The sequence below is a fragment of the Nonomuraea sp. NPDC026600 genome (genome assembly GCF_040638335.1).
Lineage (GTDB): Bacteria > Actinomycetota > Actinomycetes > Streptosporangiales > Streptosporangiaceae > Nonomuraea.
The window spans coordinates 68,634-92,204 of the sequence record NZ_JBEZYD010000009.1 but is presented as its reverse complement, the minus strand read 5'-3'; the positions used below and the strand labels follow the sequence as shown (position 1 = coordinate 92,204).

Below are 23,571 nucleotides of genomic sequence, written 5' to 3'. Positions count from 1 at the left end.
AGAGAGGGTTAGCGGGTGGGGCGGCGGAAGAGACCGAGCCTGTCTTCGCCGATGCGTTCGCGCAGCGCCATGTCGGTCACGCCCAGCCCTTCCGAGAGAGCGAGGCAGCGGATCCCGATCTTGCCGATGTGATCGCCCTGCTGTACCAACCGGACGGCTTCGGCGGCTTGGTCCAGTGGGTAGGTCCTCGACAGCGTCGGCGTGATCGTCCCTAGGCTGATCAGCCGATTGACCTCGGTGGCCTCCTGATAGTTCGCGCCGTGGCTGCCGATGATCCGCTTGATCCGCATCCACAGATACCGGTTGTCGTACTGGTGCCAGTAGCCCGTGCTGGATCCGCAGGTCACGATGGAGCCACCGTGCCGGGCGACGCCCACGGAGGCCGCGAACGTCTCCTGACCGAGGTACTCGAAGACGATATGGGGGTCTTGGCCGGTCAGTTCCCGGATGCGGCGGCCCAGCAGCCGCCACGAGGTCGGATCGTGCATGCCGTTGTCGCCGAGCTCCAGGCTCGTGCGGTCGATGACGTGCCGCCCGCCCATGGCGTGGATGATCTCGGCTTTGGCCGCGGAACTCACGACGCACACGGGGATGCCGCCGCCGTTGAGGACGAACTGGATCGCGTAACTGCCGAGACCTCCCGTGGCGCCCCAGATGAGGACGACGTCGCCCTGCTTCATCCGGCCTCCGTGCCGGCCGATGAGCATGCGGTACGCCGTCCCGGCGCACAGGGTGTTGGCCGCTGCCTCCTCCCAGGTCAGGCATTCCGGCTTGGGGATGATCTGGTTCCCCTTGACGATGGTGAAGTCGGCCATGCCGCCGAAGTTGGTCTCGTAGCCCCAGGCGAGCGGCGTTGCCATGACGCCGTCTTCCTGGGAGTACGGGTTCCCCGGATCGACGACTCCGGGGTGGATGACCACCCTGTCGCCGACCGAGCAGTTCCACACCGCCTCTCCCGTGCGTACCACCACGCCTGAGGCGTCCGAACCGATGACGTGGTGTTCCCGATCGTGCCGCGGCCACCATCGGGTGTCACCGGTTCGTCGCCGCAGAAAGGTGAAGGTCGGGACCGGCTCGAAGATCGCGCTCCAGACGCTGTTGAAGTTGACCGCTGAGGCCATCACCGCCACCACGACCTCGTCCGGGGCGAGTTCCGGCATCTCCACCTCCCCCACGTGCACCGAGCGGCGGACATCTTTGTCGGATGTTCCGTCGAATATGGCGATCTCGGCTTTGAGGGTGTACGCGGCTCGGAAACGGGTGGGCAGGTCACATTCGAGAAGTTCGGCGGGACTCGCCCCCGCGCGGACCGCATGGATCAGATCAGACATTGCTCGCCTCACCGGTAACGTCGCTCGTGGCTGTGTCGGCTCGACGGCCGGGTGGCCTGCGGCTGCCTGCGAGCAGGCCGCGCAGGTGATCGGCGATGATGGTGACGCCGGGCGGGTCGAGGAGGTTGAGGTGATGGGTTCCCGGCACCGAGACGATTTCCAGCCGCGGGCACAGGTCCCCGAAGCCGTTGGCTTCGTCCAGGTCGTACCGGGCATCGTGCACGGTCCAGGGCGTCGGCTCGGTCGAGCGATAAAGGACGACCCGCCCGTCGTAGGGCCCAGGGACATACCGTTCCAGGCATCGCGTGTCTTCGTGCGAGGTGAACTGATGCACCGCCACTGCCGGCGGCAGGTGCGCCATCAGCGGCGTGGTGCGCTCGATGACCAGCGCGAGCTGCTGCTCCTCCTCCAGCATGATCAGTTCCTCGTACGGCAGCGCGACCGGTATCCCGTACGTCGTGGTGAGATACCTGCCGAAGTCGGCGTATCGCCGGGCGGTGGTCTCGAGCATGTTCGCCACCCGCTTGGGCAGGCCGGCGTCGATCATCGCGACCAGTTCGACCTCGCCTCGATCGAGCCGCCGGGCGATCTCGTACGCGAGCACCCCGCCGAACGACCAGCCGCCCAGCCGGTAGGGCCCTTCGGGCTGTGTGGCGCGGATCAGGTCGATGTAGCGGTCGGCGCGAGCCGCCAGCTCGAGGTTGTCCTCGAACCGCTCCAGCCCATAGATCACCTGATCTTCGCCGAGCAGGGCGGCCAGCGGTCGATACACGCTCGAGCTGCCGCCTGCCGGGTGCGCGCAGAAGAACGGCGGGGCGCCGGATGCTCGTCGCGCGCCGTTGGTGAGCGACCGCACGATGTCGCGGTCGGCCTCCACGGGAGCGGGTCGTCCGGCGAGGTCGAGGCTCCGCCAGAGCTCGGCCTGCAGCTCCGCGAGGTTGGCGCCGCGCAGCAGAGTCGAGGCCGCGACGGAGACCCCGAGGTCGTGCTCCAGCGCGCTCTTGATCCGTACGGCGACGAGGGAGTCGAGCCCGAGCTCGGTCAGTGGCCGTGCCGGGTCGGGAGTGAACCCGAGTACGGTCGCCACCCGGTTGCTCACCCGCTCGCGGACGAGCCGCCGAGCGGTGCCGGGATCGAGCGTGCGAATCCGCTCCGGCCCGGGCCAGTCGTCGGCGCCCGCGCTGTCGCCGGAGGTCGCATCGAGGAGTTCCGAGAAGTACGGCTGTTCGCGGAGTTCGGGGAAGGCGGCCAGCGCCCGGCGGGCGTTGAAGCGAAGCACGCCGGTGGACCTCTGGTCGTGAACGAGCAGCGCCTCCAGCGCGTCCGCGCCTTCTTCCGGGGTGAGCGGGTCCAGCACGTCGACCCGCAGGCCGGCGGCGCCACCCACGTCGGCCCACGTTCCCCAGTTGATCGTGGTGGCTGGTAGGCCGTGCGCCCGGCGCCAGTCGACGAGCGCGTCGGCGCGCGCGTTGGCCGCCGCGTAGGCCGCCTGCCCCGGTGATCCGAGCAGCGCGGCGGCCGAGGAGTAGACCACCCACCAGTCGAGATCGAGATCCTCGGTGGCCTCGTGCAGCCGCAGGGCGCCGGTCACCTTGGGCGCCCACACCCGGTGCAGATCCTCGGGTCCGACCTCCGTGAAGAGCCGGTCCGCCAGCCCGCCCGCCGCATGCACCACGCCACGCAGTAACACGCCGTCGCGCTGACCGGCGGCGACCATCCGTTCGGCCACACCGGGCGCGGCGATGTCACCGAGCACGATCTCGATCTCCGCACCGGCCCTGCGCAACCTACCGATGATCTTCTCGGCTTCGGGCCCCGGGCCGGATCGGCCGGAGAGCACCAGGCGTCGTGCGCCCCGCTCGACCAGCCGTTGGGCGGTGACCAGGCCCAGGCCGCCGTATCCGCCGCTGATCGCGTAGGCGCCGCCCGGCCGTACGAGGTGATGCCATGCCCCCGCGCCGAGCCGGGCACGCCGTAGCCGCGCCACGTAGCGAACCCCGTCGCGCCAGGCGACTTCGGTGTCGGCGGTGCCGGCCAGCAGTTCGGCGGCCGACGCCACGGGGTCGTCCACGTCGACGAGAATCGCGCGCAGAGCAGGCTGCTCGAACGTGAGAACTCTGACCAGGGCTCGCAGGAACGCCTGCCCTGGCTCACCGGTCTCGCCGGGCCGGACGGCGATCGAGCGCCGGGTGATGAACCACAGCCGCACGCCGGGTGGCAGCGCGCGGACCATGGCGGACACGCTGAGCACCAGTTCCTCGTCGGCGAGCCAGGCCGGCACAACGAGCGCCACGTTGTCCGGCGGCGCCGTGTGGTTCCGCAGGTCCCGCCACGTGTGATCCCGGGAGATGGGGTGACCTGCCGTGATGCGATGCCCCGCGTGAGTGAGTATCCCCGTGACCGCCTCGGTGAAGGAGTCCCCGGGATCGGAGAGCACCAGCCAACTGGCCGAGTCGGCCGCCGGGCCGGCCGCCGGGTGCGACGCCGTCGGGCTCCACACGGCCTCGACCAACTTGGCGGACAACGGTACGGACACGGAGGCGGCCGGCAGCCGGCGCAGGAGGACGCCGTCGGCCTCCAGCAGGACTCTGCCTGTGTCGTGCACGAGCCGCAGCGCGGCGAGCGCCGTGCCGTCCTTTCTCTGCCGAGGGTTCGCGAACTCGCAGGTGCCGCCCTCCCGGGTGGGCCCGAGCACGCGCAGCGAGCCGATGCGCATGGCGGTCCATTCCGCGCCGAAAGAGGCCAGGCATCGGTCCAGGACAATGGGGTGCAGCCGGAAACGGTGGTCCGCCTGCTCGGCAGCGGGCACCGGAACCCGGCCCGCCATATCGCGCGGGACGACCTGTCCGCTGTCAGTGGACGCGACGCCGGCGGTGGCGAGGAGTGTCCAGTGACCGGCGGGTGTACGGGCCTGCACCTGCACCTCCGCGTGGGGGGCGCCTGCTCCGTGCGACGTGATCGACAGCGAGGTGGTGATCGTCGTCTGTTCGTCCAGCGGAAGCAGCCTGGTGATGCGCAGGCCGCTCACGATCAGGTCGTCCGTGTCGAGTGCCGCGGCTCCGGCGGCCAGAACGATCTCCGCGTACGCGGCCGCGGGCAGGACGGTGACGCCGTGCAGCGGAAGCCACGGCAGTGCGGCCTCGCCCACGTTCGCGCTCCACGCGTGCCGTCCGCCGGGGAGTTCGACGTGGACACCGAGCAGCGGATGAAACGATGATCGGGCGGATGTCCGCCGCGCCGGCATCCAGTGGTGCTCGTGCCGCCAGCTTGGGCCTGGCACGTCGATGACCCGGCCAGGAGTGGAATGCGCGATCGGCGATCCGCTGAGCCTGAGCGCGGCGAGCTGAGCATGGAAGGTGAGGGTGTCGTCGGTCTCGGCGTCCCGCGTCGGGCCGCCTCGCAGGGTGGGCAGCACGAGCGAGTCCCGTACGGTCTCGCTCAGCGCGTGGGTCAGCAGCGGATGCGCGGAGATCTCAACGAATGCGCGGTGGCCGTCCTCAGCGGCGGCCTGGACGGCATCGACGAGCCGGACGGGATGACGCATGTTCGCCGCCCAGTAGTCGGCGTCGAAAGCCGGGATCCGCCGCGGGTTGTCAAGGACCGTGGAGTAGAGCGGCACGCGTAGTTTCGCCGGTCGGATCCCCGCCAGTTGCTCCCGAAAGGGGGTCAGCAAGGGGTCTACCTGAGGCGAGTGGCCCGCTCCTTCGGCGCGTACCAGGCGGGCGAGCAGGCCGCGTCGCTCGGCGCGGCTCACCACCGTGGCGATCTGGCCGGCGTCGCCCGTCATCACCGTTTGCCGCGGTGCCGTACGCACAGCGAGGTGCACGTCGGGGCAGTCCTTGCTCAACTCGGCGGCCTCCACGGCCGAGGCGCCGAGGACGCACATGGCTCCCCCGCCCGCGATCCCGGAGAGCAGGCGGGCCCGACGGGAAATGACCGTGACCCCGTCCCGCAACGACAGCGCCCCGGCCACCACCACGGCGGCGACCTCACCCATCGAGTGCCCTATCACAGCGGCGGGCTTCACGCCGTACGCCTGCCAGAGCCGCGCCAACGCGACCTGCACGGCGAACAGCACCACCATCGTCTCGGCGGGGTCCGGTAACCGGCCATCCCGGTCCGCGTGCAGCGCTTCGCCCACCGAGAACCCGGCCTCGGCCTGGATCAACGGTTCCAGGAGATCGATGGTGGCGGCGAACGCACGCTCCTCGGTCAGAAGCGTGCGCCCCATACCCGGTCGCTGCGCCCCGTATCCCGAGAAGACCCAGACCGGCGCGGACACGCCGATGTCCGCACCGGTGACCACTCTCGGGTCGTGGCGCCCGCGAGCCAGCGCCCGGAGTGCGGTGGTGAGCGCCTCGCGATCGCGCCCCACGACGGCGGCCCCGAACCGGCCTCTGCCGTAGCGGCGGGCGAGGGTGTAGGCGACATTCGCCGGATCGGCGACGTGCTCGGCGAGCCGTCCCGCGTACTCGGCGACGCGCTCGGCGGAGACGTCGGAGAGGGGAAGCGTGTGGACCGGGCCGGCCCCGGCGACCGGCTGGGGTTTCTCGGGTGCCGCCGCCAGCACGACATGGGCGTTCGTACCGCCGAAACCGAACGCCGACACGCCTGCCCGGGGCGCACGTGATGGCCAAGGCGTCGGTTCGGTGACGACCTTCAGGCGCCACCGGTCGAAGTCGATGTGCGGGTTCGGCCGGTGATAGTGCAGGCTCGGGGGGATGGTCCGGTGCCACAGCGCGAGCACGGTCTTGATCAGCCCGGCTATCCCGGCAGCGGGTTCCAGATGGCCGAGGTTGGTCTTGACGGAGCCGATCAACAGGGCATCGGCGCGATCCTGGCCGAGCACCGCGCCGAGGGCGTGCGCTTCGATCGGGTCGCCGAGCAGGGTTCCGGTGCCGTGGGCCTCGACGTAGTCCGGCGGAGTCAGCCCGGCGTACGCCTCGCGCAGCAGGGCTTTCTGCGCCTCCGGGCTGGGGGCGGCCAGACCGTTGGAGCGGCCGTCGGAGTTCACGGCGGTGTTCTGGATGACCGCCAACACCCGGTCGCCGTCGCGGTAGGCGTCCGCGAGTCGTTTCAGGACCACCAGGCCGCACCCCTCCGCGCGCACCATTCCGTCCGCCGAGGCGTCGAAGGCCTTGCAGCGCCCGTCGGGGGCGGTGGCGCCCGCCAGATCGAACGTCTTGGTGATCGTCGGGGAGAGCAGGACGTTGACGCCGGCGGCCAGCGCCAGGTCGCTCCGGCCAGCCCGCAGGTCCTGTACGGCGAGATGGACGGCCACCAGTGACGAGGAACAGGCCGTGTCGACGCTCAACGAGGTTCCGTGCAGATCCAGCACGTAGGACAGCCGGTTGGCGGCGATGCTCAAGGCCACCCCCGTCGCCGTCCAAGGCGACAGCGTGGCCGATTCGGCCATCGTCAGCAGCGCGTACTCCGGAGAGGAGATGCCGACGAAGACCCCCGTGCGGCTGCCGCGCAGCGACCTGGGAGCGATGCCCGCGTGGTCCAGGGCCTCATGGGCCACCTCGAGCAGCAGCCGCTGCTGCGGGTCCATGGCGTCCGCCTCGCTGGAGGTGATGCCGAAGAACCGCGAGTCGAATCCGGCGACGTCCTCCAGGAAACCCCCGAACTGGTGGGCGCCGTCCACCTTGTCGTCCAGGTGCTCCCATCGGCCCGCGGGTACCTCTCCGATCGCGTCGCATCCGTCGATCAGGAATCGCCAGTACGCTTCCGGGCTCGCCGTTCCGCCGGGAAATCGGCATCCAAGGCCCACCACGGCGATCGAATCCGTGGATCGGTCGGCTGAAAGCCGGGGCGGGGCGGGGCGGTCCTGCTGGAGACCCATCAGCATGTGAGTCAGATGGGTGATGGTCGGATATTCGTAGAGCAGAAGGGGCGGTAATGAGCAGCCGAGCCACTCTTCCACCTCACCGATGATGGCCACCGCATCGCGTGATCCGAACCCGATGTCGGCCAGCGGACGGTCTGGATCCACTTCTTTCTTCTGGAGATTGCAGCGATCGGCCACCCGGCCGATCAGGAATTCACGGATCGTGGACTCGTTCGGCTCATTGCGGTGGGCTTCTGGCATGGTTTCCTCCTGGCTATCGGCTCCCTGACGGTGGGCCGCGCAGCGGATCAATGGTTGTCGTGTGCCTGCGGATGAGATCTGCGTTTCCATGTCCCCGGACGAATGCGCGATCGGGCGCGTACTCCGGATGCCTCATGAGGTGCTCCTACTGCGCGGTCACTCCTGGACGGTGGGCAGCCGGGAGGCGAGGTAGAGCTGCCTGCAGGCGCTGCGGGCGATCTTGCCGCTGGACGTTCGCGGGACGCCGCCCGGCCGGACCAGCACGAAATCATGCACCCACACGTCGTGCAGCGCGCCGACCGCGCCGCGTACGACGTTGCGGACCTCGTCGTGATCCAGCTCACCGATCCGGAACGTGCGGGAGCGTTCGGCGACGACGACAAGGTGCTCGGTGTCCGCTCCGTCGATCGCGAAGGCGGCCACATGGTCGGAGCGAACAGCCGGATGCGCGTCCTGCACCGTTGCCTCGACGTCCTGGGGAAAGTGGTTGCGACCATCGATGATGATCAGATCTTTGATCCGGCCGGCTATGTACAAGTCGCCGTCGTGGATGATGCCGAGGTCGCCGGTGCGCATCCAGGGGCCCGCGGGCAGTCCGCCGGCAGGGTCGGTGAGCCGTCCGCCGAAGATCTCCCGGCTGCGCTCGGGCTTGCGCCAGTAGCCTCGCGCCACGTTGGGACCGTGGAGCCAGATCTCACCGATCCGGTCATCGGGCAGTTCCGCGCAGGTCTCGGGATCGACAATGGCGACGTACTGGCCGGCGGGCCTCCCGCACGAGACCATCCCGACGCCGCGCTCCGTTTCGCAAGGCCGTACCACCGCCTCGCGCAGGCCTATCGGATCGACGCGGAGGATCCGTGGCGGGACGTCCTCACAGGCGGCGGTGACGAACACGGTCGCCTCCGCGAGTCCGTAGCACGGCGTCAGAGCCCCGGGGCGCAGGCCGGTCGCGCTGAAAGTGGAGGCGAAGCGATCCAGTGTGCCCTGTCTGACCGGTTCGGCCCCGTTGAGACACCAGCGCAAGCCCCGCAGATCGAACCCGCTCGTATCTCGCGTACGCGTGAGGCAGTACTCATAGGCGAAGTTGGGGGCGGCGGTCAGGACCTCGTGGTCCCGGCGGTCGGAGATCATCCGCAGCCACCGGGCCGGATGCCTGATGTAGGACGCCGGGTCGGTGAAGTCCACCTGGATGCCGTGTACGATCGGGGCCGCGAGCGTGGCGACCAGCCCCATGTCATGGAAGAGCGGCAGCCAGCTCACAATCGCTACCCGCCTGTGCCGGTCGACGCCGAAACGCGTCCATAATTGCCGCGCGTTGACGGCCAGGTTGTGGTGACTGATCTCGACCCCGGCCGGCTCACGCGTGGAACCCGAGGTGTACTGCAGATAGGCGAGCTCCTCAGGGTCGACCCGCTCCCAGTCCCAGGCGGCAGGCTCGATGGCGTCGGCCGCGACGAGGTCACGCGGCTGCGGCAGGTCGTTGTCGCCGAGGAAGGCGCGTACCTCCGGCAGGATGGCGGACGTACTGACGACGACTGCCGGATCGGCGTCAGCGTAAGCCCCGGCCAGGCGGGCGGAACGACCGGGCAGGTCCGGGGAGAACAACGGCACCGCGATGGTCCGGGCGTACATGGACCCGAGCATCGTGGTCAGATACTCCAGCCCCTGGGGCAGCAGCAACGCGACACGATCGCCGGGCGCGGCGAAGCGTCGTAGCCGAGCGGCCGTCGCGCACGCGCGCAGGTGCGTCTCGGCCCAGGTCAACGTGGTCCTTCGACCATCACGGTGGCTGCCGTAGTTCACGAAAGTGAACGCCGGCGCGTCCGGCCTCTCCTCGGCCCACCTGAGAACCAGATCTGTTAATAACTCTTCGCCCGTGGCATCGATGAAGAGATCACCCAGCGCCATCCCACTCCCCCTTGCCAAAAGTGGTTCGCCTGTGTCGGCTGGCTGCATTCACGCAGCCGCTAATTAAAAGCTGGAATTCACCCTCAGCTCTTTATCGAGAGCATAGGGTGATTCCGACTGGCCCGATGGATATATTTTCCATCCCCGCATCATACGGCGCCATAACGTGATATTTCTTGAGAAATTACCGTGGGCAGCTTTGATGACTTGGTGAGATAAACCCGGAATGCTGCTGTTAACCCTTATGCAGGATGATGAGCGCAAAAAGTCGCCGCTGGAATACAAGTATTCCCGCTGGACCGGATGGAAAGGATCACTATGGCGCGTGAGTCGGACGAGGTACGTTCGGGGACGCTCCCGCAGGCTACGGGCGGCAGGAGGATCGCCTGGGCGGCGGTGCCGGAGGCGGTAACGGCCGGGATCGAGCGGCTGCTCGGCGCCAGGGTGGTCGGCGCGGTCAGTCAGCCGGGTGGGTTCTCCGAGGGCTTGGCCGCGCGCGTGCGGCTGGCGAGTGGCGGGGGCGCGTTCGTGAAGGCGGCGAGCACGTTGACGGCGCCGGCGGTGGCGGCCTTCCACCGCAGGGAGATCGCGATCTCACGGCGGCTTCCCCGGACGGTGCCGGCGCCGCGGTTGCTGGACGCCTATGACGACGGCGACTGGGTCGCGCTGATATTCGAGGAGATCCCGGGACGGCTGCCCGCCCAGCCGTGGCGGCGTGACGAACTCGAGCGCGTCCTGACGGCTGTCACCGACATGGTGCGGGCCTTGACCCCGTCGCCGGTGGACGGAGCGCTCCTGGGCGGGCCTCGGCTGGGGGGCTGGGCGGCACTGGCGAACAGCGCCGGAATCGAGAGCGGCGTCGTCAAGAAGCTCGAAGCGCTTTCGCCGTGGGCGGCCCGCCACCTTGACGAACTCGCCGCACTTGAGGAGAGCGCCGCACCTGCTCTGGCCGGTCAGACGCTCCTGCACGGGGACCTGTATCCGTTCAACATCCTGCTGACCGCGCAGGACGTCTTCGTCGTCGACTGGCCGCACGCGTGGGTCGGGGCCGGTCACTGCGACGTGGTGACGCTCCTGGCGAGCGTGTCGCTCAGCGGGATGGATCCGCAGCCGATCGCCGAGAGCCATCCGCTGACCCACGACCTCGATCCGGCTCAGATCGATGCGGTGCTGGCGACGCACTCCGGGTTCCTGCTCCGGATCGCCGCCTCAGCCGGGGCAGAGGCCGATCGCCACCTGGTGGACATGATGGTCGCGCTGGGCCTGGCCTCTCTGCGCTGGCTGAGGGACCGTCTCTGAAGCGGCGCGGCGGGCGGATGGATGAAGCTCGGCTATCAGCGGGCAGGCTCCTACGGATCAACCAGCCCCTAGGATTGGGGCATGGCTGCTGCACGAGGGCTATATGCGAAGGGCGTCGTCAAGCGGGCAGAGATCTTGGAGACGGCGCTCCAGGTCGTCGCGGAGGAGGGCTACAGCGGGGCTACCGTGAAGCAGATCGCCGACGCCGTGGGGCTCAGCCAGACCGGCATGCTGCATTACTTCGGTTCCAAGGACGCGCTGTTCCGCGAGATCCTCCGACGCCGTGACGAGATCAACTACGCTTCGTTCGGCGATCCCGACCACCCGCCGGCCGAGCCGATCAACCACTTCGTCGACTTGATCCGCCACAACGCCATGGTCCCCGGACTCGTCCAGCTGTACTCGCGGCTCTCCAACGAGTCGGCCGAACCCGCGCATCCGTCACACGATTACTTCCAGGAGCGCTACGAACTCTCGCGGCAGATCGGCCGCACTGTCCTGGAGCGGTTGCAGGCGGACGACCGCATCCCGCCGGACCTCGATCCGGCCCAACTCGCCGTGCTGCTGGCAGCACTCTCCGACGGGTTGCAGACGCAGTGGATGTACGACCAATCGCTCGATATGGCCGCGCACATCGAATACTTCCTGCGGCTCATCGGGCTCCAGCCGGAGGCGTCCCCGCCCCCGGCTGAGTCGAAGGGCCGCTCAGGCGATGGCCGCCGTAGATCCCGGGCGCCCCGCCGCTGACGTCGAAAGAGTCCACGCCGACCCGCCGAGGCGGTTCAGGCCAGGCGTCCGGCGAAGCGGTGCGTGCCGCGACCGACTCGGAACACGCTGTACTTCATCCCGCCGAACTCCCGGTCGCCGACGAAGACACCGTCCTGCGGCATGGCCACCGGCTCACCGGCCCGCGGACACCACACCTCCGCCACGGTGTTGGACGGAACGGTCACCGCGAGAGCGACTCGCTCCTCGTCGCCGCGCCGCCACTCCGAGCTCACCACGCCGCGCGGCGTGCGGAGTTCGGCCGCGACGAAGTCGAGGCGGCCGGTCTCCGCCGGATCCTCGGGTGATGTCGGCACGGTGCGGGAGTAGTCGTCCCCCATCGGGATACGCGGCCGGACACGGACGGTCGCGTAACCGGGCGACGTCGGGGTGATCCCCGCCAGTTCCTGGTAGAACCAGGTGGCGACGTTGCTCCGGTAGTGGTGGTTCAACGACCCCCCGGTCCAGGCCTCCCACAGCGACGTCGCGCCATGGGCGATCTGATCGGCGAAGCCGGGCGCCTCTCGAACGGTGACGGTCCGCATGAGCAGGTCGGTGTACCCGAACTCCTCCAGGACGTTGAACAGGTAACGCGCTCCGAAAACACCGGACTGGAAATGATGCCCGGCGTCGCGAATCGAGGCGGCGACCGCCTCCGCGACCGAGCGCCGGTTCTCGGCGAGCGTCCCGCCCTCCGCGAGATGCCGGGGATCGTCCGCCGGCAGATCCGTGCCCGGCACCAGGTCGAACTCGAGCGCCATGACGTTCTCGCTCTCCAGTTGCCCGCCGACGAAATGCCGCGCGTCGGGATCCCAGTAGCGGCGGACGAAGGCTCGTCGGAGATCCCCGGCGAGCCGGAGACAGTCCTCGGCGGCGGGCTCGCCGAGCATCTTTCCGACGCGATGCAGATAATCGGCGAAGTGGACGTAGAACTGCAGGCTGATCACGGCGTTCGACCCGGCGTCGCCGGCCGCGGAGTATTCACCGAGGGCCGCCTCGAACACGAACTCGTGCTCCGCGAGGAACAGTGTCGCGTAGTAGTCGAGCAGGCGAAGCTGTGTCGGCCACAGCTCGGCGAGGATCGACGGGTCACCTGAGTAGAGGTACAGCTCCCACGGGATGACGAGGAGCGCCGCGTCCCAGGCGGGAACCGCCGACCAGCACGCGTTCCATCCGGGCGTGCGGTCGTAGCCATATCCGCCCCTGACGGCGGGGAGGATCATCGGCAGCTGCCCGCTGTCGGCCATGGCGTCGGGGAAGTCGCGCAGGTACTTGGTGAACAGCGGCACCGTGCCCCAGGTCAGGAGCTGGGACTCGGAGCTCGCCATGGCGTCGCCGGACCAGCCGTTCTTCTCCCGCGACGGGGTGTCCGTCGGCTTGTGGATGAGGTTGTTCTGCTCGGCCCATTCGAGGTTGTCGCGGATGCGATTGAGCAGGGGACTGTCACTGCGGAAGGATCCGTTCCGCGGGAAGCCGCTGCGCGCCACCTCGACGCGGAACGCGGCGGCGACCTCGGCGGGCCCGGCGTCCGGGACGGCGAGGCCGAAGTTGCGGACCTCGAGATAACGCAAGCCCCAATGGGTGAGGCGCGGCGTCCAGGCCTGCTCGGGCGAGGCGCCCAGGGTGTAGTAGTCCGTCTGGAGGTCCGCGTCGTGGAATGAGTTCTCGTGCTCGACGCTCCACGGGTCGTCGGCTGTTCCGCTCCCCTGGACGGCATTCCCACCCCGGAAGCGGATCGTGGCACCGGCCGCCTCCGCGAGCACGTCCCGGAGGCCGAGCGATGGGAATCCCGTCAGGATCTGGCCGAAGTCGACTACCCAGACGCCCGATCCGGGGGCTGTCTCGAAGATGTCGGTAGGTTCCCGGGTCTCGAGCACGACGACGGGTTCGTTCTCGTGCGCCCGCAGTCGCGCCGCAACGAAGCCCGGCGGCTCCGACACCGGCGGAAGGGGCCCGTGGTGCCCCCCTTCAGGAGCGCTTCCCGGACGCGCCATGACGGTGGCGGGACTCCAGCGCCCGTGATCTCTTCCCAAACGCCAATCGCGGAGTTGCTCGGCGACGCGGGCGTCGTACTTCTCGCCCGAGTAGACCGAGTCCAAGCGGGTGGGCCCGTCGATGGTCTCCCAATCGGGTCCCGTGACGACGACCTTTCTGGTGCCATCCGCGAAGTCGAGCTCGAGCTTGGCCAGCAGCCGTGGTGCGCCGTGGTAGTTCGCCAGGTTCCAATACCACTCGGTCGGGGTGACGACTCCGTACCATCCGCGTCCGAGTTCGGCGGCGAGGACGATCTCGGCTCCGCGGGGGATCAGGTCGGTGACGTCGAAGGTGTCGTACAGGACCGTGCGGTCGAAGCTCGTATGGTCCGGGAGGAGCCGCGGTACGGCCCGATCGGTCGTTCCGGTGAGGTCCGGGACGGTGAGGGGGCGACCGCCGATGGTGAACTCGTGCTGTCCTGCCGCAGTCACATAGAGGCGCGCCCGGGTGAGGGGAACGTCAGGGATGCGCACGGTGGTGCGCACCAGCGGAGCGGGATTGGCGATGGGCAGCATCGCGTTCGTGTCCGCGATCGCGAGACCGGACAGACTCGGGAGGCCCCCCTCGAACGGATTGGCCCCACGGGTGAGATCGAGCACGAGTTCCCGCTGCCGCGGCGAGCGAACGATGACCGAGCGGATGAGTGCGGACGACCCGCGGCCGAATCCGATGGACCCGTGGCCGCGTACTTCGTCGCCGTGGAGCTCGCGGCGGTCCACCAGGTGCCTGTTGACCCGAGTCTCGATCACGTTCCCCGATGCCGTCACCGACAGTCGGTGTTCCTTTGTCCAGGTGTCCGGACCGAGCCCGCACGCGGGCGGGATGTCCACGTCACTCAGGTCGATCGTCCGCGTTCCCGATTCGACCGGATTGACCGCGCTCTGCGGGTCGTAGTAGTTCCGGCCCCATTCCACGGTCGGCTCACCACCGGGCACGCCGGTGTTGCCCGCGTAGTGCTGGGTCGCCATGGCCAGGCGCATACGCGTCGTCCCCGAGGCGGGCTCGCCGGCGCGGACATCGCGGTGGAGGGGATCCGCGATGATCGTCGGGGTCGCGCTCCTGTCGATCGGCGTGCCGGCCGGCGCGGGAACCGCCGGCTCGAAGGAGATGATCGTCCCGCCGTGTGCGTGCGTGACGCTCCTGATCTCGACGTCTTCCTCCCCCACCCGCAGCGGCTCGCCGGGATGAATACCCGGCTGGGTCGCGGTAAAGGCGAGTCCCGGACCGAAGGTCAGCCGCACCTGGGTGGCGACCCGCGTGACGCCGACGCTCGTCACCTCGGTGTCGACGCGGTCGGGCCCCGTCCCGATGAAGATCCGGTCGCCGGCCGAGAGGCCGGCCGTGTTGTCGACGTACAGCTCCTTGGTGCCCTGTGCGGCCGCGGCCGCCATCGCCGAATCGAGCCGTGGTGCCAGACCGAGAGTCCAGGACAGCGCCTCACCCCAGGTCTTGCCGATCGGTTCGGCCCGGAAGAGGAAGGTGAGTCCAGCGACCGGGTCGTCTCCACCGCGGAAGTCGATCGCCGCTTCGAAGTCGCTCCAATCGTGATCCTGCGGCTGCCGGCCGCCGATCCACCGCGCGCTCTCCCAGTCCTCGGCGTCGAGCAGTCCGGTCTCCCAACGCGACCAATCGCTCCACGCGAGGACCGCGCCAGAGTCGTCCCACACCCGTACCCGCCAGTGGTAGACGGTGGCGGATCGCAGGGCCGGACCCTCGTAGGGGATCGCCACGCTGTCGCCACCCGTCACGCGCCCGGTGGTCCAGACGTCTCCTGCTCCGGGAGCCGTCCCCACCTCGATCTCGTGGGCCGACTGAACCCTCACCTGCGGGTCCCAGCTGAAGCGGGGACGGGTTTCGATGCCGAGCGGGGACACCCGCCCGTTCACCCGTAGATCGCGCGGCGCAGGGACAGCGCTGTTCATAGAGGTCCTCCTTACTGGTCGCCAGGGGGCAACTCGAAAACAGTACGACATTACGGTTTTGAGGGTAAGCCGGTTCAACGGCAACGACGACCGCGCGGTTGCGATCCTTCGACGCGATCCTCAGGGACTGCGCCGACCTGGGCATATGGCGAGCTCAGAGCCGTAGCGCCGATACAGCCGCCCCTTTCGAAACGCGCCGGACACCCTCTAGACACCGACAAATACCGAATGTCACACTGTTTTCGGCCGGCTCACCCCCCAGGGGCGGCCACTGTGCACCTGACGTCATTCGCTGAGCGCTCGCGGTCGACCAGGTACAACGACGAGGAGAGTCCGATGACGCAGATGTCCTCAACCGAACCACCCACCAGCGCACCGACCGCGGACATCGCGGAACCCACCGAACCTGGCACGTCCGCCCAGTACCTCCGAGGCAGGCCGCTCCGGCGTTACGGCCTGTGGTACGCCCTCGCCCTGGTGGCCTTCACGGCTCTGTGGGGCGGCGTCTCCCTGCTGATCCCCAATCAGGTACAGCTGCTCGAGTTCGCCCAGTTCTTCACCGGCGCTGATGCGCATATCGACCTGGTCGCGCTCACGCGCCTCAAAGACCAGGTCGCGGCCGGCTCCGTGATCGCCACCCAGGACCAACAGCGTCTGCTGGACATTCTCGCCGGCTTCGACGCCAGCCGGGCTCAGTCGCTCGCGCTGATCACGTCGATCGGCGTCGGCGGCACCATGATCATCCAGCCCATCGTCGGCGTGCTGTCCGATCGGACCCGCTCCCGGTTCGGCCGCCGCGCACCATGGATGATCTTCGGTGCGCTCGTCGGCAGCGCGTTCCTCGTCGGCGTACGCTTCGCCCCGACAGTGGCGATTCTGGCGGTCCTGTGGACGTTCGCGCAGGTGATCATCAACATGGGTCTCGCGCCACTGGGCGCGACGCTCGCGGACCGCGTCCCCGAGAACCAACGCGGCACGATCTCCGCCATCGGTGGATTCGGGGCCTTCGTCGGCGGCGTCCTGGGGAGCGTCTGCGCCGGCATCGCGTTCGCCACTGTGGGACTCAACAGCTACTACGTGTTCGCGGCCACGATCGTGCTCTTCGCCATGATCTTCGTGTTCCGGGTCAAGGACCGTTCGTCCGTGGAGCTCGCCGTTCCGGAGTACCGTTGGTCCGACTTCTTCCGCGGCCTCATTGTCGCGCTGCGCGGGCGCGACTTTCGCTGGGTGTGGGTCGCGCGTATTCTGCTCACTTTCGGCTACGGCGTCTCGACCGCGCTGTCATTCTTCATGCTGCAGAGCTATGTACGTCCCGCGCTGAGCGCCGCCGAGGCCACCGCGCTCGCACCTGTGCTCACGCTCGTCGGAATGCCGGGGACCGTCCTCGCGATCGTGATCGCCGGCCGGCTGTCCGACAAGCTCGGCCGTCGCAAGATCTTCGTGATAGTGGCGTCCGTGCTCATGGCGGTGTCGATGGCCATTCCGCTGGTGTCGACGACCATCCCGGCCCTCATCGCACAGGGCATCCTGGGAGGCATCGCCTTCGGCATCTACATGCCGGTCGATCAGGCCCTGTTGGTGGACGTGCTTCCCGACATGAAGAGCGCGGGCCGGGATCTCGGTATCGCGGGGCTCGCCACCAACCTCGGGCAGGCGCTCGGACCGGTCCTGGCGGGGCAGATCGTCGCCTTGAGCGGTGGTTACACGCTTGTCTGGGTCGCCGCGCTCGTCCTCGTCGCCGTAGCCGCGGTCGCCATCGTTCCGGTACGCGCACGCTGACCCCAGCCACTCCCCCGATCCACCCTCACCCGAGAGTCAAGGAGAACCATGTCCGACGTCGAGAACATCGTTGACGGGCTCACGCTGGAGCAGAAGGCGCGGCTCGGCAGCGGTGCCGACTTCTGGACCACCAAGCAGGTCGACCGCATCCCGTCGATCCTGATGACGGACGGACCTCACGGTCTGCGTAAGCAGGAGGGCGCCACCGACCACCTGGCGCTCTCGGGAAGCCTCCCGGCGACCTGCTTTCCGCCGGCGGTGGCCCTGAGCCAGACCTGGGATCCCTCCCTGGTATTCCGCGTGGGTGAGGCTCTCGGCCGCGAGTGCCAGGCCGCGGGGATTCAGCTGCTGCTGGGGCCGGGTGTGAACATCAAGCGCGACCCGCGAGCAGGGCGGAACTTCGAGTACTTCTCGGAGGATCCCCTCATGTCGGGAATCCTCGGCTCCGCGTGGGTGTCCGGTCTGCAGAGCATGGGTGTGGGCGCGTCGCTCAAGCACTTCGCCGCGAACAACCAGGAGACCGATCGGATGCGCGTCAGCGCCGACATCGATCCGCGCCCGCTCCGTGAGATCTACCTTCGTGCGTTCCAGAAGGTGATCGAGGAGACGCAGCCGTGGACGGTGATGTGCTCGTACAACCGCGTCAACGGCGTGCACGCGTCGCAGAATCGCTGGTTGCTCACGAAGGTTCTGCGCGAGCAGTGGGGGTTCAAGGGATTCGTGGTTTCCGACTGGGGCGCCGTGGCCGATCGGGTGGCGGCGGTTGAAGCCGGCCTCGACCTGCAGATGCCCGGCAACGATGGTTTCGACGACGCCAAGGTGGTCGCCGCGGTGCGCGACGGGAGTCTCGACTCCGTCGTCGTCGCGGAGGCGGCCGCCCGCGTTGCCCGTGTTGTCGGCAAGGCGGTGGCGGCGCGACGCCCGGACACCTCGTGGGAGGCGGATCACCATCATGCCCTCGCCCACGAGGCTGCCTCACGAGCGATCGTGCTGCTCCGCGACGACCAGGGGATCCTTCCCCTCGAGCCTGCCCAGCACCTCGCCGTCATCGGCGAGTTCGCCGCCCGCCCGCGTTACCAGGGCGGGGGCAGCTCGCACGTGAACGCGATCCGCGTCGACGTGGCCCTCGACGAGATCCGCGCTCGTGCCGCTCACAGCGAGGTGTCCTACTCCGCGGGCTTCTCGCCGGACACGCGGGCGGATCCGGCGGCACTGCGGGCAGAGGCGGTGAAGGCGGCAACGGACGCGGACGTGGCTGTCGTCTTCCTGGGCCTGTTCGACAGCCAGGAGAGCGAAGGCGCCGACCGCGCCGACATCGAACTGCCGGCCGATCAGCTCGACCTGCTCGAAGCGGTGGTCGCGGTACAGCCGCGCACCGTCGTGGTGCTCTCGCACGGCGGCGTCGTGCGGCTCGCACCCATCGTCGCCGGGCCGTCGGCGATCCTCGACGGCGCGCTGCTCGGTCAAGCCGGTGGCAGCGCGCTCGCCGACGTCCTGTTCGGCATCGTCAATCCTTCCGGACGCATCACGGAGACCGTGCCCGTTCGGCTCGAGGACGCGCCTTCCTTCACGAACTTCCCCGGCGAGCGGATGCACGTGCGCTACGGCGAGGGAATCCTCGTGGGCTATCGCTGGTACGACGCACGCTCGATCGACGTCACGTTCCCGTTCGGGCACGGCCTTTCCTACACGACCTTCGCGCACGAGTCGCTCGTGCTCGAGGTCGACGGCGACACCGTCAGCGGACGCGTCACCGTCCGCAACACCGGTGAGCGGGCAGGTCGCGAGATCGTCCAGCTTTACGCGTCACGGGATGACTCCGCGGTCGTCCGCGCGCCTCAGTGGCTGGTGGGCTTCGGTGCCATCGACCTCGCACCGGGTCAGTCGGGCGAGGTCGTCATCGCTGTGCCCAAGCGTGAGTTCGAGTACTGGGACGAGGAGCTCCAGCGCTGGATCGTCGAGGACGGCGAATACCGCATCGCGGTGGGCGCGTCGAGCCGGGACATCCGCCTGTCCGGCGTCATCGAACTCCACGGGGAGACCGCGCGATACCGGCTGGGAGAGGAGTCGTCGATCGGCGAGATCCTGCGGGATCCCCTCGCCGGTCCGGCCTTCGGTGAGGTCTTCGCGGCGATGTTCGAGCAGTTCTCGGGCGCTGAAGGCACCGACTTCGGGCCGATGCTGGATTCGCTGCCGTTCGGGCGCTTCCTCAGCACGGTGGGCGCGGCGCTTCCCGCAGGCATGGTGGACGACGTGCTCGCGCGCGCGAACGCCGCCAACGGCTTCTAGAGAGCGGAGATGACGAGAATGGCCAACGACAGCGAGCGCCCATACGTTGCCCTTGCCGAGAGACGGGTGCCGATTCCCCGATCGATCAGCGCCGAGGCTCAGCGCAAGCTGGCCGAGATAGCCGACATGCCGCGCACGTCCTTCCCGGACGCGCAGGACGAAGCCGGCTGGCGGGCCAGTGTCGCAGCCCAGATCGCCAGAGAGCTGTCGGTGCTTCCCCCCGGTAGCGCGCAGAGCATGGCCCCTGCGTATGGGGTGAACCTGACACTCGAGCACGTCGAGCACATCCCCGTCTACGAGGCCACGCCCCACGGGTGGGATGAGAGTGACAAGCGGGTCGTGCTCATGCTGCACGGCGGCGGGTGGATCCAGGGCGGAGGTGAGCTGACCGCGGTGATGACCGTCCTCGAAGCGGCAACGCTCGGACTCCGCGTCCGAGGGGTGGACTACCGTATGGCGCCGGACCACCCCTATCCGGCTCCCCTCGACGACTGTCTCTCGGCCTACCGCGCGCTACTGGCGGAGACGGATCCAGAGCTGATCGCGATCACCGGCACATCCGCGGGCGCGAACCTCGCGGCCGCGACCGTGCTCCGTGCCCGCGACGAGGGGCTGCCTCGGCCGGCCGCGGTAGCACTCTGGTCGCCGTCGGTCGACCTCACGCGCGACGGCGACACCTGGCACACCCTCGACGGTCTGGATCCGATCATCGGGCAGCACATGGGCACCCTGATGGACTACTACGCCCGAGGCCAGGACCCTCTCGACCCCTACCTGTCGCCGGTGTTCGGCGACCTTTCCGGCTTCCCCCCGACGCTCCTCGGGTCCGGCACTCGCGATGGGCTGCTGTCCGACACCGTGCGCTTCCACCGCGCGTTGCGCCGCGCCGGCGTGGACGCCGGCCTTCATGTGCACGAAGCCATGACGCACTCCGCCTTCTTCGGGGGCGCCCCTGAGGAGGCCGAGGTGGGTGCCGAGGTCAAGGCGTTCCTCCACGAACGCCTGCGGACCAGTAAGGAGAGCGACGGTGTCTGACCCGACGGCAGCTCGTTCGCGCGGCAGCGCCGTACGCACGGTCGACAGGACGGTCAGGGGCCGGGGCGGACAGATTCCGATCCGCGACTACCTTCCGGAGGACGCACGAGACGGCGCCGCGGCATTGATGTGGATCCACGGCGGCGGATGGATGTCCGGTGGTCTCGACCAGAAAGAGTCGCACGCGGTCGCGAAGGCGATGGCGAGCACCGGCCGGCCTGTGCGCACTGTCGACTACCGGCTAGCACCGGCACTCGGATTGCGTGCCCTCTCGGCTCGCTCGCCTCTCGTACTCCAACCGTCGGAGAACCGTTTTCCTGCCGCGTCGGACGACGTGGTCTCCGTCATCGCCGACTGGGCGGAGACAGGGGACGGCCGGCTGTTCATCGGTGGGGCGAGTGCCGGAGCCAACCTCGCCGTGAAAGCGGCTGTCGCCCTGCGGCAGGAAACCGACATGCAGCCGTTGGGGCTCGCGCTCGCGTACGGCGGATTCCATTCCGCGCTGCCCCCGCTCCCCGAGTCGGTGCGCTCGCGGCTGACCGGAGTCGCCGGGCTGATCGCCTTCACGCCGGCGTCCTACGACCGGATGGCGCTCAACTACGTCGGTGACCAGCGACTGTTGCCGGAGGCCTTCCCGACCGGAGCCGATCTCGCGGGACTTCCGCCGGCGCTCGTGATGGACGCCGACCGAGACAGTCTTCGCGCCTCTGGCGATCAGTTCGCGTCCGACCTGCGGGCAGTTGGCTCCGCGGTCGACTACGTGATCATCGAGAAGACCCTGCACGGATTCCTCAACATGCACCGCAGCCGCGGCTTCCGCCGAGGTATCGAGACGATGAGCCGGTGGCTCGACGCTCATGACTGACCGGCCGAAGGCCGTCCCCGTCGATCGAAGCGAAAGAGATGACCATGAACCGCATGCCGCCCGGTTTCCTCTGGGGCGCGTCCACCGCGCCGCACCAGATCGAAGGCAACAACGTCAACAGTGACTGGTGGTCGCGAGAGCAGGTGACTCCCGGCATGGCGCTCAGCGGGGACGCGCTCGACAGCTACCACCGGTATGGCGAGGACATGCGGCTGCTGGCTGAAGCCGGCTTGACCGCCTACCGTTTCGGGATCGAGTGGGCGCGCATCGAACCGATCCCCGGCCACTTCTCGAAGGCGGAGCTCGCGCACTACCGTCACATGATCGATACGGCCCTGGGACTGGGGCTCACGCCCGTCGTGACGCTGCACCACTTCTCCAGCCCGCAGTGGTTCGCCGATGAGGGCTCGTGGATGGTCGAGCGGGCGATCGACCGCTTCGCGAGCTACGTCACCGCGGCGACGTCCATCCTCGAGGGGGTCGAGTGGGTCTGCACCATCAATGAGCCCAACATGCTGGCGATGATGGGCACGATGATGAAAGCCGCAGAGTCGGGCGACTCGGACTGGCAGAGCCCAACCATCGAAGGCGACGTGCAGATGGTGCTGCCCGCTCCCGACGCTGAGATCGGACGCCGTCTCGCGCGCGCCCACGACGCGGCGCGTGAGATTCTCAAGGAGAGGACCAACGCCAAGGTCGGCTGGACGATCGCCAACCAGGCGCTCACCGCGAAGCCGGAGAACGAGGCGAGGCTCCTGGAGGAGCGCTACGTCCGGGAAGACCTGTACCTCGAGGCCGCGCGCCAGGACGACTTCATCGGAGTCCAGTCCTATTCCACGCAGGAGGTTGACGAGAACGGTCCCGTGCCGCACGCGCCGCATCCCGACAACACCCTCGTCGGAACCGCGTACCGGCCGGACTCCCTGGGGATGGCGGTGCGCCACTCGTGGGACGTCACAGGTGGCGTCCCGGTTCTCGTGACCGAGAACGGCATCGCCACCCATGACGACACTCGACGTATCGCGTACACGACCGAGGCCCTGCAGCACCTGTCCGCTGCCATGGATGACGGAGTCGATGTCCGTGGATACCTGCACTGGACCGCGCTCGACAACTTCGAGTGGGGTCACTGGGAACCGACGTTCGGGCTCATCGCGGTCGACAGGGAGACCTTCGAGCGGCAGCCGAAGCCGAGTCTGGCCTGGCTCGGCGGCGTCGCGCGGTCAGGAGAGGTGCCGACGTCATGACAGAACGGAACGCCGAGTACGGGCTGAGTCCCGAAGCTCAGGCGTGGTCAGAGATGCTGAAGTCGCTCCCGCAAGCGCCCTCGCCAGAACCGGACGATCTCGAGGCATGGCGTGCCGTCGTCGCGGCCGGCTCGGCACCGGAGCACGCGGACGCCATCGCGCTCGCGACCACGGGCGCTGTGGCCACCGGCGTCGCGGTCAAGGTCGACGTCGTGGACCTGGCGAACTCGCTCGTCTACGTCGGCACTCCGGAAGGCATCGCGCCTGATGATCGGCGAGTCCTTCTCAGCGTGCACGGCGGGGCGTTCACGACGGGAGGGGGAGCGGCGACGAGAGCGGCGACGCGATTCGTCGCGGGCGCCTACGGAGTCATCGTGTGGAGCGTCGACTATCGAATGCCTCCCGACCACCCCTATCCCGCAGCACTGGATGATTGCCTCGATGCGTATCGAGCCCTCCTCGACAGCCACGATCCGGCTTCCATCGCGATCAGCGGATTGTCTGCCGGTGGAAATCTCGTAGCCGCCCTTCTTCTCCGGCTTCGGGAGGAGGGGCTGCCGATGCCCTGTGCGGTCGTGCTGAACTCACCCCTGGTCGACCTCACCCTGTCCGGCGACACCATCGTCAACAACGCCTTCGGCGAAGGTGCCGGGCTCACGAACAGCATGAAACTGTACGCGGGCGACCACGACCTCATGGATCCACGTCTCTCGCCGCTCTTTGGACAGATCGGCGACGACTGGCCGCCCACGATCATGTTCAGCGGCACCCGCGACTTCCTGCTCTCGGACACCGTTCGCATGCACCGCAAACTGCTGGCGGCCGGTGTCCAGGCCCAGCTGCACGTCTTCGACGCGGCGCCGCACGGGATGTTCGGCGGCAATGCCCCAGAAGACCGCCTCCTCGTCGCCCAAGCCCGGCGGTTCCTTGAGGCGGCGTGGAACGACGGGGCTGCGACGTAGGCTCCGCGTACGGCCCGGCTCAGGCACCCACCGCCACACCGTCG

12 protein-coding genes are annotated in these 23,571 nt (G+C 68.7%); 8 read left to right on the top strand and 4 right to left on the bottom strand.

Translation table 11 applies throughout. From position 1 onward, the window contains the following. Window positions 1-8: 8 nt before the first annotated feature. From ccrA to AB0F17_RS22250, 3 genes are all read right to left on the bottom strand, one after another. Entirely contained in the window at window positions 9-1,331 is a 1,323-nt protein-coding gene (ccrA, locus tag AB0F17_RS22260; protein ID WP_358025763.1) for a crotonyl-CoA carboxylase/reductase, read from the bottom strand. After that, window positions 1,324-7,422 (bottom strand): SDR family NAD(P)-dependent oxidoreductase, encoded by a 6,099-nt coding sequence (locus tag AB0F17_RS22255; protein ID WP_358025761.1) that lies wholly within the window; start codon window positions 7,420-7,422, stop codon window positions 1,324-1,326. Before AB0F17_RS22255 ends, ccrA begins: the two co-directional genes overlap by 8 nt. A 156-nt stretch (window positions 7,423-7,578) precedes the next feature. After that, window positions 7,579-9,330, bottom strand: a complete 1,752-nt coding sequence (locus AB0F17_RS22250) for a fatty acyl-AMP ligase (protein WP_358025759.1) — start codon at window positions 9,328-9,330, stop codon at window positions 7,579-7,581. Between the two features lie 318 nt (window positions 9,331-9,648). Between AB0F17_RS22250 and AB0F17_RS22245 the strand changes: the two genes are divergently transcribed. Both AB0F17_RS22245 and AB0F17_RS22240 read left to right on the top strand, forming a co-directional pair. Next, complete coding sequence (locus AB0F17_RS22245) at window positions 9,649-10,629, top strand: aminoglycoside phosphotransferase family protein (protein WP_358025757.1); 981 nt, start codon at window positions 9,649-9,651, stop codon at window positions 10,627-10,629. A gap of 81 nt (window positions 10,630-10,710) precedes the next feature. Beyond that, window positions 10,711-11,376, top strand: coding sequence for a helix-turn-helix domain-containing protein (locus AB0F17_RS22240; RefSeq protein WP_358025755.1), 666 nt, complete (start codon window positions 10,711-10,713; stop codon window positions 11,374-11,376). Window positions 11,377-11,411: 35 nt separating this feature from the next. Here the strand turns inward: AB0F17_RS22240 and AB0F17_RS22235 are convergent, their stop codons facing one another. After that, complete coding sequence (locus AB0F17_RS22235; protein WP_358025753.1) at window positions 11,412-15,350, bottom strand: family 78 glycoside hydrolase catalytic domain; 3,939 nt, start codon at window positions 15,348-15,350, stop codon at window positions 11,412-11,414. Window positions 15,351-15,827: 477 nt separating this feature from the next. Between AB0F17_RS22235 and AB0F17_RS22230 the strand changes: the two genes are divergently transcribed. The 6 genes from AB0F17_RS22230 to AB0F17_RS22205 are packed head-to-tail and all read left to right on the top strand — an operon-like array spanning window position 15,828 to window position 23,527. Continuing rightward, the gene (locus tag AB0F17_RS22230; RefSeq protein ID WP_358025751.1) at window positions 15,828-17,129 is read left to right on the top strand and encodes an MFS transporter; all 1,302 of its coding nucleotides are present in this window, start codon (window positions 15,828-15,830) and stop codon (window positions 17,127-17,129) included. A gap of 48 nt (window positions 17,130-17,177) precedes the next feature. After that, a complete protein-coding gene (locus AB0F17_RS22225) occupies window positions 17,178-19,418 on the top strand; it encodes a glycoside hydrolase family 3 C-terminal domain-containing protein (protein ID WP_358025749.1) in 2,241 nt (746 codons plus the stop codon). A gap of 9 nt (window positions 19,419-19,427) precedes the next feature. Beyond that, window positions 19,428-20,453, top strand: a complete 1,026-nt coding sequence (locus tag AB0F17_RS22220; protein WP_358025747.1) for an alpha/beta hydrolase — start codon at window positions 19,428-19,430, stop codon at window positions 20,451-20,453. Beyond that, window positions 20,446-21,318 (top strand): alpha/beta hydrolase fold domain-containing protein, encoded by an 873-nt coding sequence (locus AB0F17_RS22215; protein WP_358025745.1) that lies wholly within the window; start codon window positions 20,446-20,448, stop codon window positions 21,316-21,318. Before AB0F17_RS22220 ends, AB0F17_RS22215 begins: the two co-directional genes overlap by 8 nt. A 44-nt stretch (window positions 21,319-21,362) precedes the next feature. Beyond that, window positions 21,363-22,565 (top strand): family 1 glycosylhydrolase, encoded by a 1,203-nt coding sequence (locus AB0F17_RS22210; RefSeq protein WP_358025743.1) that lies wholly within the window; start codon window positions 21,363-21,365, stop codon window positions 22,563-22,565. After that, entirely contained in the window at window positions 22,562-23,527 is a 966-nt protein-coding gene (locus AB0F17_RS22205) for an alpha/beta hydrolase fold domain-containing protein (RefSeq protein ID WP_358025741.1), read from the top strand. The genes AB0F17_RS22210 and AB0F17_RS22205 overlap by 4 nt, the downstream gene beginning before the upstream one ends. The last annotated feature ends 44 nt before the right edge of the window (window positions 23,528-23,571 follow it).

Excerpts from the sequence above, each read along its gene's own strand:
- AB0F17_RS22210 (WP_358025743.1), top strand. The coding sequence starts at position 21,363 with ATGAACCGCATGCCGCCCGGTTTCCTCTGGGGCGCGTCCACCGCGCCG.
- AB0F17_RS22240 (WP_358025755.1), top strand. The coding sequence starts at position 10,711 with ATGGCTGCTGCACGAGGGCTATATGCGAAGGGCGTCGTCAAGCGGGCA.
- AB0F17_RS22250 (WP_358025759.1), bottom strand. The coding sequence starts at position 9,330 with ATGGCGCTGGGTGATCTCTTCATCGATGCCACGGGCGAAGAGTTATTA.
- AB0F17_RS22255 (WP_358025761.1), bottom strand. The coding sequence starts at position 7,422 with ATGCCAGAAGCCCACCGCAATGAGCCGAACGAGTCCACGATCCGTGAA.
- ccrA (WP_358025763.1), bottom strand. The coding sequence starts at position 1,331 with ATGTCTGATCTGATCCATGCGGTCCGCGCGGGGGCGAGTCCCGCCGAA.
- AB0F17_RS22220 (WP_358025747.1), top strand. The coding sequence starts at position 19,428 with ATGACGAGAATGGCCAACGACAGCGAGCGCCCATACGTTGCCCTTGCC.
- AB0F17_RS22225 (WP_358025749.1), top strand. The coding sequence starts at position 17,178 with ATGTCCGACGTCGAGAACATCGTTGACGGGCTCACGCTGGAGCAGAAG.
- AB0F17_RS22245 (WP_358025757.1), top strand. The coding sequence starts at position 9,649 with ATGGCGCGTGAGTCGGACGAGGTACGTTCGGGGACGCTCCCGCAGGCT.
- AB0F17_RS22235 (WP_358025753.1), bottom strand. The coding sequence starts at position 15,350 with ATGAACAGCGCTGTCCCTGCGCCGCGCGATCTACGGGTGAACGGGCGG.
- AB0F17_RS22205 (WP_358025741.1), top strand. The coding sequence starts at position 22,562 with ATGACAGAACGGAACGCCGAGTACGGGCTGAGTCCCGAAGCTCAGGCG.